Genomic DNA, 12,780 nt, shown 5'->3' on the forward strand with positions numbered 1-12,780 from the left:
GTAATGCGTAGGTCTCGGGTTCGAATCCCGAAGGCGGCTCCATGATAAACCCCAGGTCAGATATCTGACCTGGGGTTTCTTGTCTTCTTTGGTTCTTGATTCGGGTAAATCGGAACACCTTGGGCCTATGCATTGCAATGTGTAGGCCAAGGTTGAGCTCTCTTGGCCCTATGGGCAGAGCGCGCCTCTGAACTGGCTGTTCCTGCGTCCCCGCGGCCCACCGCACGGCCCCGACCGACTGCCCCAGGCGTGAAGTGAGACCTTCCCCGATGTTTGAAGATCGGCGGCATCGGGACTGTGCGGTCGCCACAAACTTCACGGTCGGGTCCGCCCCGGAGGAGGTTGCGTCTTGGAGCGGACGCAGGAGCTGGACGAGCGGGTGTTGAAGGAGCGGCTGCGTGATCGAACCGGCTTCCTCTGGCGGGAGACCGACCTCATCGCGCTCGACAAGGCTGTCAGGTCCCTTGAACGGAGATCGCGCCACCCGAAGCCGTCACGAGGGCCGACGGTGGCCGTTCCTAATGGGTTCTTGCCGATCCGTCGCCCTTGGGGCGAGACGTTTGGTTCTGCCGGCTTGGCTGAGGGGCGTTGTGGGGGACTTCTTATGGTCGGCACTGAACTTGCCGGGTCCGACGTGGGCCCTTGGACCCCAAGCGCGCTCCTGGCGCTGAGCGCCACTCTGCCTTTCACCTACCGACACTTCCGTCGGGCCCGACCTGAGCCGGCCAAATATGCCGGCCGTGCCGCATGCCTGCCAGCCGCAGGTGAGAGCACGCTGCCCAGCGCTCCAATCCGCGTAGGAGAGCTGGTGCAGCTGACCCGTGCCGACGTGACGAACTGACGTGACGAGGATGCCCGGCGGTGTGGCGTTCCTCAGCGTCGCGTACCGGCTGGGGGCAGGGTGAAGGTGGCGGGGCCCGGTGTCAGCTTCGCCGCGTTGATCTGTGTGTAGGTGTCGATCCATGGCGCTCGGTCGCCGTCGGTGGCGGTGTCTTCGGCCGGGTCGTCCAGGGTCAGATGGAGACGGGCGTTGCTGATCCGGATCTTTTGCTTGGAGGGGGTGTCGAGCCAGTCGCCGGTTCGTACCGAGCCGATTTCCACGGCGAGGCGGTGGCCGGTCCGCAGGGTCCAGTCGGTCGACTTCAGGTCGATGTCCAGCTGGTCCTGGTCCAGGCGGGAGACTCGCTCGTCGAATGCGACGGCGTTGCCGTCGGGGGCCACGTCGTACAGCTTGACCATCACGTTGCCCTCGCCCCTGGCCGTCAGGTTGATCCTGGGTGTGCCGGTGACCCGGGTAGCTGCCTTGAGAGGCTCGGACCAGACGAAGAAGCTTCCGGCGTAACGACCGGTTTCCTCTTGCGGGGGTGTGGGCTGTGAGCCCGCTCCGCTGTCCAGGTATGAGCCGTTGCCGAGTCGGAGGTTCGCGGAGCGGTTCGCTGTGGGCCAGGACTTCTCGGCGCGCCAGTCGCCGAGGTTGTCCTGGACGGCGTAGTTCGGGTAGGTGACCTTGGGGTCCATGCCCTTGAGGTGTTCGTCGAAGAAGGACATCGTCTCCTTGAACCAGGTCGCGCGGCCCATCGCGAACTCTCCGTCCTGCGTGCGGTCGTTGCCGCGTACGTGGTCCCAGGGGCCGATCCAGGCGCGCTGCGGGCCGCGGTGGTTGTCGAGGAACCCTTCCATCCCCACCGGGAGGGTGTTGGTCTCGGCGGTGCCCTGGGTGAACAGGAGCGGCGTATCGGTGCCCTTCGCCTTTTCGGCGGGCCTGCGGTCCTTCCAGTACGGGTCTTCCGGGTCGCCGATGGTAGGGCCGAAGGAGTTGAGTGCCAGGCACTCGGGGCGCTTCGTCTCGTACGCGGCGTTGGTCCGGTATTGCTCGTCCTCGTCCGGCAACTGGGCCAGGCCGGCAATGCGGTTGTAGCTGGTGGGCAGTTGCACGCTGTTCGGGCGGGGCACCCCGTTGGAGTGCAGGTGCTGATACAGGTCCCAGATGGGCTCCTGGGCGACGACTGCCTTCAGCGCGTCGTCTTTCGCGTTGTTACCGAGAAGGCCGGTGTAGGCGTCGAAGGACTTGCCGTACATCCCCACCGCTCCGGTGGACCACGGCTGGTTCGAGCTCCAGTCGATCGCGGCCTTGACGTCGGCCTGGTCTCCAGGGCCGCCGAGGTCGAGGCATCCTGTGGAGCCGCCGAAGCCGCGGGTGTCCACCATGACGAAGGCGTAACCCTTGTCGAACAGGTCGGTTCCCTCCAGGAGGTCCTGGAAGCGCCCCGAGGGGCCGGCGTGCTCTTCCTCGACCTCCATCTCCCCGGAGTGGCCGAAGTACGCACCGGCCGACATGACCACGGGAACCTTCGCGCCCTTGGGTAGGTCTTCCGGAAGCAGAACGTCGGCGTGCAGTTCGGTCCCGGAGCCGTCCGAGGAGGGGAAGTAGTGCTGGGTCCAGCGCGCCCCTTCCGGCACCCGTTCGTTCTCCTCGTGGGTCACCGAACGGGTGGCCGTGGCAACAGCCGTCTTCTCTGCTCGGTCGCCGTCGGTCGTCCGGCCCGGCGTGGCGACGGCTGCGCCCGTGAGGGTGCCGGTGACAGCGCAGGCCGTGATCAGTGCTGCAGCGGTTGCGGCTGATCGTTTCCTCATGAAGTGCTCCTGGGTTCTGGTGCGGGCGGACGGGGAAGGGCGGCACTCGCACGCATTGGTCACCTCTGCGTGGAATCAACTGCCTGTCACTTAGTGACAGTGTCACTTAGTGACGAACTTTGCAAGGCGGGCCCTTCGTCCTGCGGGTGCACTCAAGCTGCGGATCGGGGCCGTAGGGTGCCGGAGGCGCACCGCCAGAGGCTGGCGAAAATCGTCACTTAGTGCCAATCTGGCGCCGGGTGAAGAATATGGGAACGGGTGGTGAAGAGATGACCGACGATGAGGCCACGACCAGGCGCGGCCGCGGCGGGATGAGTGAGCAGCGGCGCCGTCGTGTGCGTCTGGAGATTTCGCGGGAGGCGGCACGTCTGTTCTGGGCGCAGGGCGTCGACAGTACGAGCGGTGACCAGATCGCGGAGGCGGTGGGCTTGTCGACCCGCACCATCTGGCGCCATTTCCGCAGCAAGGAGAGCTGTGCGGAGCCGATCATCGCGCAGAGCGTGGAGTGGGAACTGGCCACTTTGCGCAGTTGGCCGCTGCACCGCTCACTGGAGGAGCACTTTGCCACGGAGGCGAAGCGGTTGGTCGGCGAGATCGGCACGCAGGAGCAGGCCGATGCCGGGCTGGGCGTGAAGATGATGCGACTGGCTGATACCGAGCCGGCGCTGCGTACGGCGTGGCTGATGGCCTGCGATCAAGTGGAACACGAACTGGCCGGGGTCATCGCGACCCGGCTCGGACTTGAGCACGATGATCTGCAGGTACGTCTGCACGCCGCGGCTGCTTCTGCCGCCCTGCGAGTCCTCAACGAGTACGTGGGAGCAGGGCTTCTGGACGGCACTGATCCGCGGAAGCTCGGTGACGAGAATTTCGCCTTCATCGCCGATGCCGTCCGCACGGCCACCGGGAATGCCGTGGGTGACCCGGTCCACGCCGCCGAGGTGCCCGCCGAGCCGGGCAAGGGCGCCGCGGAACGAATGTCGTTCTGAGCGCCGCACCTTTCTTTATGTGCTCGGCCGTGGAGGCAGAGAAATATCCCGCCCTGGTGCAGTACAACCCGTGCGGTGCTCAATCGCCGATCTCCCGGCCACGGCCACACTGTGGCGCCCCTATGAACTGTGTGTCCCACGGTCATCCCGGCCGGTGCGACGAAGTCTTCGGCTCTCCTTCCCGGCTGTCGGATGGTCGCCGTTGGGCGGGAGGAAAAGAACGAGACCGAAGTGACCAACGTCCGAAGGCCCGTTTTTCCGGGCGGAGCATCGACAGCCTTGCAGGCTCCGGTCGCCCGTCTCGCATGCCTGGAACCGGCTCCGGTGTTCCTGCTGGGAAGCGGTGTGGCGGCGAGGGCGCCGTCCTGGTCGACGGGAGACGTCGCGGCGAGGAAGTGTTCGGCGTCAGCAGTACTCAGTAGCTGGTCCTCCGTCACCTCCAAGATTCTGGGAATCTCAGGTCAAGACCCTTATGTCCCTGGAACGGCGAGCGCACGAGGCCGGGCCCCCCTTGGCGGCCTGGCCTCGTGGGTGATGTCGCACCGTCCTCCGAGTTCCGGTTCACACTCCGGGGGCGGAGTCGCGAGCCTGTTCATAACCGAGTTCCAGCAGGGCGGCACGCAGCTTTGCCGCTGCTTCGGTCAGAGCCGACTGGTCCTTCTCCTGCTTGGCCTTGCTGAAATCGAAGTCGGTCATGTCCCATACCGGCGCGACATGTATATGCATATGAGGTACCTCGAAGCCTGCAACGACGAGGCCGGCGCGCGGGGCGTTCCAGGCCCGCTGCACCCCTTGCCCCACGGCCTGGGCCACCTCGAAGCAACGCGCCAGGAGGGCCCCGTCAATGTCCGTCCACCGGTCGACCTCACGTCGCGGCACCACAAGGGTGTGGCCAGGCCGCAACGGGGCTATGGACAGGAAAGCGACGATTTCCGGGTCCTGCCAGACGAAGAGTCCGGGCAACTCTCCGGTGATGATGCGCGAGAACACAGTAGTCATACGTGCATTCTCCCCGGAGGCATCAGGGTGCGGACAGCGGACCGGGCGACGTTGATCAGGGGTGCGGCATAAGCGCGCCCGACACATCCGCGCGGTCAGTACCACCGGCTCGGCTCCCCGAAGCCGGGCGCCCGAGGAACCGGACGCCGGAATGTGGCCGCCGAGGCGCCGAAGGCTCCGGCTTGTCGCGGTCTCGCTGAGCATAGGAGTGGCCCGCCCGCGGCCGGAACTGCCGGGCGCCAACCGGTGATGTCGTAGGCGGCTGCCGTCGGCATGTGCCAGGTTTCGCGGTCCGCCCCCGGTCTCGGCCTGCGCCTGACTCATCGTCGTCCGCAACGCGCGCGGGCCCCCGGACGCCCGTGCCCGACGAACCGCGTCGGCGCGTCCATGGAGGCCTGCGACTGCTCCCAGCGGTCGGCGGCGAACAGCCGCGCGCACCATGCCGCCCGACCTTGGCGTCGAGCGACTCGCTGAGCTGGGATGCCATCACGGCGTGATCTAGATCACGTCGAGCCGAGTGGTGCATCTAGGCAGCTAATGACAAGGTGTCACTTAGTGACGTTCCAGTGAACTGCTGATGCTTGAATCGACCCGGAGGCGCGGATCACTATGCAGACCACGAGTTCCCAAAAGGTGGCGGCCACCATGCAGGCGACAGATCGGCAGGCGAAGAGGAAGACGGTGCTCGAGCAGGTGGGTGGCACCAAGGGCGTCATCTACTCGGCGCTGCCCGCCCTGGTGTTCGTCGTCGCCAACAGCGTTGGTGGACTCAAGGTCGGTGTGCTGGCCGCCCTGCTGGTCGCCGGCGGCATCGCGGCGCACCGGCTGGTGCGCAGGGAGTCGATCCAGCCGGCGCTGGGCGGCGTGTTCGGCGTGGCCGTCGCCGCCGGCGTCTCCTGGTACACGGGATCCGCCAAGGACTTCTTCCTCATCGGTATCTGGGCGAGCCTGGGCGGCGCTGTCGCCTTCGTTCTCTCCGTGGTGGTGCGCTGGCCTCTGGCGGGGCTGATCTGGAACTCGACAACCGGTAAGGGCGTTGTCTGGCGGGCAGACAGGCGCTCGCGGCTCTACTACGACATCGCCACCCTGGTGCTGGCGGCCATCTTCGGTGCCCGGTTCGCCGTTCAGCAGTACCTCTACCAGGCCGACGAGGTCGGATCGCTGGGCTTCGCCAAGATCGCCATGGGCTACCCGCTCCTCGCCGTCGGGGTCCTGGCTGTCGCCTGGGCCGCCCGGGCTTCCGACAAGCGGCTGAAGGCGGTCGGGCTGCTGTCCGGCAAGCGCAGCTGACTCACTGCTTCCGCTCTTCACCGGTACCGGACGGGCTGCCCACAGCCCGTCCGGAAGCGTGCGTATCCGCACCGGCCACGGCGATGCTCGATTCGGCAGTCGCGCCTTCTTGAGGTTGCCGCCTCGCGTCGTCGCTGCGGTCGTGTGCGGATGCGCCTTCATCTATCTTTTCCGGCGGGCGTGGCCTGATCGACGTCGGTTTCCCACGGCTGAATGGCGAGATGAACCCATGTGGGTGAGTAGTTGCCCCGAGCCCGGGGCGAGTGAGCAGCGGCGCCGCTACGACCTGAATCCCGGGCGTGGCCGAAGTCGCACAGGCTGTCGGCCACGTTGATCTTCGGTGGGTGGTGCGGAGGCGTCAGCAAAGGCCGCAGTATCTATTTTGACACTGCTGTCACTTAGTGACACTGTCACTAAGTGACAGCAGTGTGGTCACGTGGACGGCCGACTCCAGGCTGTGCGCCCACGCGGAGCCCTTGCCTTCGATGCCTCACTAATCGCTGTCCGGGGCAACCACGGGAAGGACCGATATGGCATTGCCGAAGATCATCAGCGTGGAGGAGCTCTTCGCGCCTCCCAGGCGCTCGAGGGCCTCCATTTCGCCGGATGGCACAAAGATTGCTTATCTGGCCCCTTGGAAGACCCATCTGAACCTGTGGGTCGGGAGTCTCGAAGCGCCCGACGAGGCGCGGCGGGTCACCTCTGAGGACCGCAACCTGCTGAGCTACCACTGGACGGATGATCCGCGGTGGCTGCTCTACACCCGGGACCAGGGCGGCGACGAGAACAGTCACCTGTACCGCGTCGATCTCGAAGCCCCGGACGCAGCGGCTGTCGACCTGACGCCCTTTCCCGGCGCACGCATCACAGATCTGAAGCTCCCCGCCGCTCGGCCGGGGAAGGCGGTGTTCTCCTCCAACAGCCGGAATCCCGCGGTGTTCGACCTCTTCGAGCTGGATATCGCCACTGGTGACCTGCGGATGCTCGCGGAGAACACGGGAGGCGCGGCCACCACTCTTTTCCATGCGGGCAGCGCCGGCCCCCTCACCAGCGAGGTCACCGAACATGGCGACCTACGACTCTCACGCTGGAACGAGTCCACGCAGACCTCGTGCCACCTCGCGCAGTTCGAGGGCGCGGACTATCCGCTGGGCGTCTACCCGCTGGAGGTCACCGACGACGGCGGCGGCGTGCTCCACGGCTCGTACCGGGGCTCGGACAGACTTCGCCTGGCCCGGCTCGACACAGCAACCGGCAAGGAGACGGAGGTCGACTCCCACCCGCACTACGACCTGGACACACGGTCCCGCGTGTTTCCCGCACTGCCTTCCCCGCTCATCTTTAGCCGGCGTACCGGCCAACTCATCGGGGTTCGCTATCTCGGGGAACGGCTGGTGATCAAGGCGCTGGACCCGCACTTCGCCGAGGTCTTGGAAAACCTGGAGAAACTGTCTGACGGCGACTTGGCCGACATCTCGTCCGACGAGGCTGAGCAGCGGTGGGTCGTCAGCTTCACCCACGACCGCGATCCCGGGGCCGCGTACTTCTACGACCATTCCTCAGGTGAGAGCCGGCTCCTGTTTCGTCCCCGTGGCCATCTGGATCCCGAGCAGCTGGCGCCGATGACACCAGTGACGATCACCTCTCGGGACGGTCTTGCGCTCCCCTCGCACCTGACCCTGCCGCTCGGGACGGAGCCGCACCGACTGCCGCTGGCTCTGCTCGTGCACGGCGGCCCCTGGGACCGGGACAGCTGGGGATTCAACCCTCTGGTCCAGCTGTTGGCCAATCGGGGCTACGCGGTTCTGCAGGTGAACTTCCGCAGCTCCACGGGGTACGGCAAATCGTTCATGAAGGCCGGCATCGGGGAATTGGCCGGGAAAATGCACGACGACCTGATCGACGGGGTCGACTGGGCCATCGAGCAGGGATATGCGGACCCGGACCGGGTGGCGATCCTGGGCGGCTCCTACGGGGGCTATGCGGCACTGGTCGGCGTCACCTTCACCCCTGATGTCTTCGCCGCGGCGGTGGACATCTTCGGGGTCTCCGACCTCGCGAACTTCCTGCGCAACCAGCCGGAATTCGTCCGGCCGGCCCTTGCCGCCAACTGGTTCCGCTGGGTCGGCGACCCCGCGGATCCGCACCAGGAAGCCGACATGCTGGCCCGCTCACCGATCAGCCGGGTGGACCAGATCCGCACACCGCTGCTCATCGCCCAGGGCGCCAACGACGCGAGGGTGAGGCAGGCGGAATCCGACAACATGGCCCAGGCTCTCCAGGCGCGTGCGGCCTCCGTCGAGTACATCCTCATGGCGGACGAAGGGCACTCCATCGAGAACTCGGAGAACCTGATCACCGTGTACCGCGCAGTAGAGCGGTTCTTGGGCGAACACATCGGACCCGGCCGAGACGCATAGACCATCGCATCCCGCTCCCGGTGCTCCACCGACCCGCCTCCGGGCGCCGGCGTGCGGAGGCGGGGCAGCTGATCAGGAACGGGAAACAGGAGCTCCAACGGCGGCGGCCAGCGTGCGGACCGCACGGTCGACGCCGGCCTTCGTGGCCCCTGCGGAGGGCTGTTCGGAGTCGTGGACGAAGGCGGTGGCTCCGCGGCGGCTGCCGACGTAGTCGATGAGGCCGTGCGTGAGTTGTGTGCGCAGCGCCGTCTCGTAGCCGTGCCGCTCGTACGCGCCGGCGTCGGCACCTGCTACCGGTAGCAGGTGCGTCGTGAGCCGCTGGAGCTTGGGCAGCACTCCCGCTGCGGCGGAGTACTCGAAGGCCCAGCCGTTCACGAAAACCCGGTCGATCCACCCCTTCAGGAGGGCCGGTACCGACCACCAGTACACAGGGAAGACCAGAACGAGGTCGGTCGCCCGGTCCAGGCGCTGCTGCTCGCGGACCACATCGGGTGGGTGGCCGCCGCCCTCGTGGTAGGCGCGACGGTCCGCCGGGGTGAACCGGGGGTCGAAGCCTTCCTGGTGCAGGTCCGCGATCTCGACCGCCCCGGGGCGCAGGGCTGTGCTGAGACGTTCCGCGACGTGATGGGTGAGGGAGCCGGGATCGGGGTGCGCGATGGCCACGAGGGTGCGCGGGGTCTCGTCTGTGCTCATGACGGTGCGTCCTTGGGTGAGGGCCGGATTTCGGAGGTCTTCGCGGGTGCAGGTGTGCGGGGGCGCGGGGATGCGGTCCGTGCGTGCTGCGGTCGGGGGTGGTGGTCGGCGCGTCACCGCGGGTCCCAGACATCGGCCGCGGCCGCGCGGACGACATACTCCTCGAAGGTGCGCGGCGCGCGCCCCAGCACGGTGGCGAGGTCGCCGGTCGTCCCGGAGACCGAACCGCCCGCCATCAGCGCGAACATCTCGGCGACCTCGTCGGCCTCGTGCCGGCCCACGCCTTGCCCGACGAGTGCCGCCACGTATGCGTCACGCGTGATCCGCCGGTAGGTGAGCGTCCGTCCGGACGCCCGCGCGATCAGCTCGACGGCTTCGGCGAACCTGACGGGGCGAGGCCCGCTCAGCTCGTAGATCTGCCGGACGTGCCGGTCACGCTCGGTCAGTGCCGCGACTGCGGCGTCCGCGATGTCCTCCACATCGACGAAGGGCTCAGGAACGTCCCCGGCCGGCAGCGCCAGTTCGCCGGCGAGCAGCGGTGTGTGGAAGACGTCCTCGCCGAAGTTCTGGGCGAAGTTGGACGCCCGCAGCACGGTCCATTCCAGAGGCGCACCACGGACGGCCTCCTCGGCGGAGACCATGTTGCGCCCGAACCGCGAGCCACCCCAGCCGTCCGCACCGCGGCCGGAGAGCAGCACCAGCCGTCGCACCCCGGCGGCCGCGGCCCGCGCCGCGAACGCGTGCACCGGGCCCGGCACCGGCGGGGGCACCACGTAGGCCGCGTCGACGCCGCGCAGGACGGCGTCCCAGCCAGCGGGCTGGGACCAGTCGAAGTGGACCCGGCTGGACCGGGAGGCGGCGCGGACCGGGACGCCGCGCAGTCGCAGCCGGGCTGCGACCCGGCGCCCCGTCCGGCCGGTCGCGCCAACCACAAGAGAAGTGTGTGCGTTCATGCCTCCACACAACACCGGCTGCCCGGACGTTCCCATGGGTGAAGAGCCGCCCCACCTTTGCGATCGTCTAATCTGGTGGGGTGGACATCACCAGTGAGCTGTTCCGCGGCGTGCGAGCCCACGGCTCCCTGTTCGGCAGCTCCACGCTGTCCCCGCCCTGGTCCCTGCACTTCGTGGACGGGCCCCCACTGACGCTGTGCACCGTCCTCACAGGCGCCGGCTGGATCGTTCCGGACGGCCATCCGCCCGAACGGCTCGGCACCCACGACACGATCGTGGTGCGCGGCCCCGCGACCTTCACCTTCGTCGACGACCCGGCAACCACCGTCGAGCCCCTTGTGTGCAGCGAAAAGTGCGCCACCCCCGAGCAGGGTGGCACCCGCCATCGGCTCGGCTGGCACGAACCAGGCGAGGACGGGGCGGGGGGCGGCACAACGACCCTGGTCGTCGGGGCCTATCCGGTAAGCGGTGAGATCGGCCGTCGGTTGCTGGACAGCCTGCCCGTCGTGCTGCGGGTACCCGCCGGCGGCGACGGCGACCCGGTGCTCGATCACCTCGCCGCCGAGGTCGCCCGCGACGAACCGGGCCAACAAGTGGTGCTCGACCGGCTCCTGGACTGGATGCTGGTGTGCACGCTGCGTACCTGGCTCGACGAGCCCGGTCGGCGCCCCCCGGCCTGGTGGTCCGCGCAGAAGGACCCGGTGGCCGGCGAGGCCCTGAGCCTGCTGCACGCCGAACCGGCCGCCCCCTGGACAGTGGCCGCACTGGCCCGGCGTACCGGGGTGTCCCGCTCGACACTGGCCAAGCGGTTCACCGAGCTGCTCGGCGAACCGCCGCTGACCTACCTCACCCACTGGCGCATGACACTCGCCGCGGATCTTCTGGCCGAGCAGCCCTCCGCCACGGTCGCGTCTGTTGCCCGCACGGTTGGTTACAACGACCCGTTCGCGTTCAGCGTGGCCTTCAAAAGGGTCCGTGGCACCACACCCAGCACCTACCGCCGGACCACCGAAGCACACTGACGCACCCATGTGCCGGACGCCGGACGCACGCAAGAAGTCCGCGACCGGCGAGCTGGGCGTTTGTGCCTCCGCACCGCAGGTGGGCCATGACCGGCAGGGCGTGTCAGCTCGCCGAAGTAGTGAGCCCCTCTGCTCGATACCTTTGCTCGGTGTGGTGTTCGACAGCCGCGCGGGAGCGCTGTTCCGGCTCTGCGTGGGAACGGACTCCCTGTGGGAGGGCCGCCCGCCTTGTCCGAGGTGCCGGAGTCGTCTGTGGTCACATCCCGCCGGCGATCCGCATCACCGTGCCGGTCGCGTAGGAGGCGTCGTCCGAGAGCAGCCAGGCGACCGCTCCGGCGATCTCCTCGGGCTGGCCGGCGCGGCCCATGGGGACGAGTGCCGCGATCTTGGCGGGCCGCTGCGGGTCGGCGTGGAAATCGGTCCAGATCGTGCCCGGTGCCACGCAGTTGACCCGGATCCCGTCGGCCGCCACTTCCTTGGACAGCCCCACCGTCATGGCGTCCGCGGCGGCCTTGGCCGCAGCGTAATGGACGTAGGTCCCCGGGCTGCCCAGGGTCGCGGCGGCGGAGGAGACGTTCACGATAGCCCCGCCCGCCGCCATGTCCCTGATGGCCCGACGGGCGCATAGCAGGTATCCGAGAACGTTGACTCCCAGGGCCTGTCGCATACCCTCAGGGTCGGCGTCGGCCAGTGCTCCCACCGGCCCGCTCACGCCGGCGTTGTTCACCAGCCCGGTGACCGGCCCCAGGTACTTGGCAGCGGTATCGAACAAACGGTCCACCTTTGCCGCGTCGGCGGTGTCGACCGCGACTGCCACAGCCGCCCGGCCCAGCGCACGCACCCTTTCGGCCACGCCCTCCGCAGCCTCGGCGTCCGACCGGTAGCCCACGGCCACATCGTGCCCCTCGGCCGCCAGCCGCAGGCAGATCGCCGCGCCGATGCCCCGACTGCCGCCGGTGACCACGGTCACTCGCTGGTCCACTTGTCCCACCTTGTCCGGCCCTCCGAGTAGGGATTGATGAATGATCGATCAAATAGTCACTCTACTCACGCGTCTCCTGTGCCGATCCGTGCCACCGGAGCGGAGGGCCCGCGGTTCGTGCGGGCGGGCAGGATTTCCGCGGCCGCCCTGGAACGGGCTGCGATGGTGCGCGAACTGCACGACATCGCCGCCCACCGTCTGTCCGGAATTTCACTGATGGCCTCGGTCGTCGCTCGGCAGACCGCCTCGGCACCGGGCGAGGCCCGCTCCGGAGCGTTGGAGATCCGCAAGCAGAGCAACGCGATCCCGGATGACCTGCGTCGTCTGGTGGGATTGCTCCGCGGTGTCGGTCACCAAGACGAGGGCGTCAAATCACTCGACACTCTTCCCGGTCTGATCGAGACGGCCCGTCCCACCGGAGCCCGTGTCGACTTCGATCCGCGGAGCGACGAACGACGGGACGCCTCCTAGCTGGGTGGTTGATGCCCTTGCGGCGAAGCGCCTATGTACTGGACCTTGTGGAACACGGACAAGCGCGGGCGGCTGAGTGGCTGGGCGGCCTCCGCGGTGCCGACGGGCCAGAGGGTGGTCGTCACGGGGGTGAGCGCCGAGGTGCAGCGGTGGACAGCCGGTGGACAGATGCCTTTGGACGCGGCAGCACGAGGCAGCACGCCCCAACACGGTGCACCTTCTCTCTGATCAGCTCAGATGTCACCAGGCCGCATCACGCTGCACCGGTCAACATGCTCGCTCTCGGTCTCGTAATGCGTAGGTCTCGGGTTCGAATCCCGAAGGCGG

Annotated in this window: 10 protein-coding genes; 5 read left to right on the forward strand and 5 right to left on the reverse strand. The window is 67.9% G+C overall.

Features of this window, described 5'->3' with window-relative positions; all coding sequences use genetic code 11:
* Positions 1 to 873 precede the first annotated feature (873 nt).
* Positions 874 to 2,634: a CocE/NonD family hydrolase gene (locus JKV81_RS05210; protein WP_147983498.1), complete on the reverse strand. Its 1,761-nt coding sequence runs from the start codon at positions 2,632 to 2,634 to the stop codon at positions 874 to 876.
* Between the two features lie 269 nt (positions 2,635 to 2,903).
* Here JKV81_RS05210 and JKV81_RS05215 point away from each other — a divergent pair, with 269 nt between their 5' ends.
* Entirely contained in the window at positions 2,904 to 3,623 is a 720-nt protein-coding gene (locus JKV81_RS05215; protein WP_164992690.1) for a TetR/AcrR family transcriptional regulator, read from the forward strand.
* Between the two features lie 561 nt (positions 3,624 to 4,184).
* Here the strand turns inward: JKV81_RS05215 and JKV81_RS05220 are convergent.
* A complete protein-coding gene (locus JKV81_RS05220) occupies positions 4,185 to 4,622 on the reverse strand; it encodes an HIT family protein (protein ID WP_129264343.1) in 438 nt (145 codons plus the stop codon).
* Positions 4,623 to 5,231: 609 nt separating this feature from the next.
* Here JKV81_RS05220 and JKV81_RS05225 point away from each other — a divergent pair.
* Together JKV81_RS05225 and JKV81_RS05230 are read left to right on the forward strand one after the other, a co-directional pair.
* A complete protein-coding gene (locus JKV81_RS05225) occupies positions 5,232 to 5,912 on the forward strand; it encodes a DUF3159 domain-containing protein (protein ID WP_129264341.1) in 681 nt (226 codons plus the stop codon).
* Between the two features lie 530 nt (positions 5,913 to 6,442).
* Positions 6,443 to 8,332, forward strand: a complete 1,890-nt coding sequence (locus tag JKV81_RS05230) for a S9 family peptidase (protein WP_202075016.1) — start codon at positions 6,443 to 6,445, stop codon at positions 8,330 to 8,332.
* Positions 8,333 to 8,404: 72 nt separating this feature from the next.
* Here the strand turns inward: JKV81_RS05230 and JKV81_RS05235 are convergent, their stop codons facing one another.
* Positions 8,405 to 9,025 carry an NAD(P)H-dependent oxidoreductase gene (locus JKV81_RS05235; RefSeq protein WP_129264337.1) on the reverse strand — a complete coding sequence of 207 codons (621 nt, stop codon included), beginning with the start codon at positions 9,023 to 9,025 and terminating at the stop codon, positions 8,405 to 8,407.
* A gap of 113 nt (positions 9,026 to 9,138) precedes the next feature.
* On the reverse strand, positions 9,139 to 9,978 hold the full coding sequence (locus JKV81_RS05240) for an NmrA family NAD(P)-binding protein (RefSeq protein WP_129264335.1): 840 nt from the start codon (positions 9,976 to 9,978) through the stop codon (positions 9,139 to 9,141).
* A gap of 80 nt (positions 9,979 to 10,058) precedes the next feature.
* Here JKV81_RS05240 and JKV81_RS05245 point away from each other — a divergent pair, with 80 nt between their 5' ends.
* Positions 10,059 to 11,000 (forward strand): AraC family transcriptional regulator, encoded by a 942-nt coding sequence (locus tag JKV81_RS05245; RefSeq protein ID WP_129264333.1) that lies wholly within the window; start codon positions 10,059 to 10,061, stop codon positions 10,998 to 11,000.
* A 256-nt stretch (positions 11,001 to 11,256) separates the two neighbouring features.
* Here the strand turns inward: JKV81_RS05245 and JKV81_RS05250 are convergent, their stop codons facing one another.
* On the reverse strand, positions 11,257 to 11,982 hold the full coding sequence (locus tag JKV81_RS05250) for an SDR family oxidoreductase (RefSeq protein WP_129264331.1): 726 nt from the start codon (positions 11,980 to 11,982) through the stop codon (positions 11,257 to 11,259).
* Positions 11,983 to 12,144: 162 nt separating this feature from the next.
* Here JKV81_RS05250 and JKV81_RS05255 point away from each other — a divergent pair, with 162 nt between their 5' ends.
* Positions 12,145 to 12,453: a histidine kinase gene (locus tag JKV81_RS05255; protein WP_236055377.1), complete on the forward strand. Its 309-nt coding sequence runs from the start codon at positions 12,145 to 12,147 to the stop codon at positions 12,451 to 12,453.
* The last annotated feature ends 327 nt before the right edge of the window (positions 12,454 to 12,780 follow it).

It is taken from the genome of Streptomyces silvae (assembly GCF_016745505.1).
In the GTDB taxonomy this organism is placed as follows: Bacteria; Actinomycetota; Actinomycetes; order Streptomycetales; family Streptomycetaceae; genus Streptomyces; species Streptomyces silvae.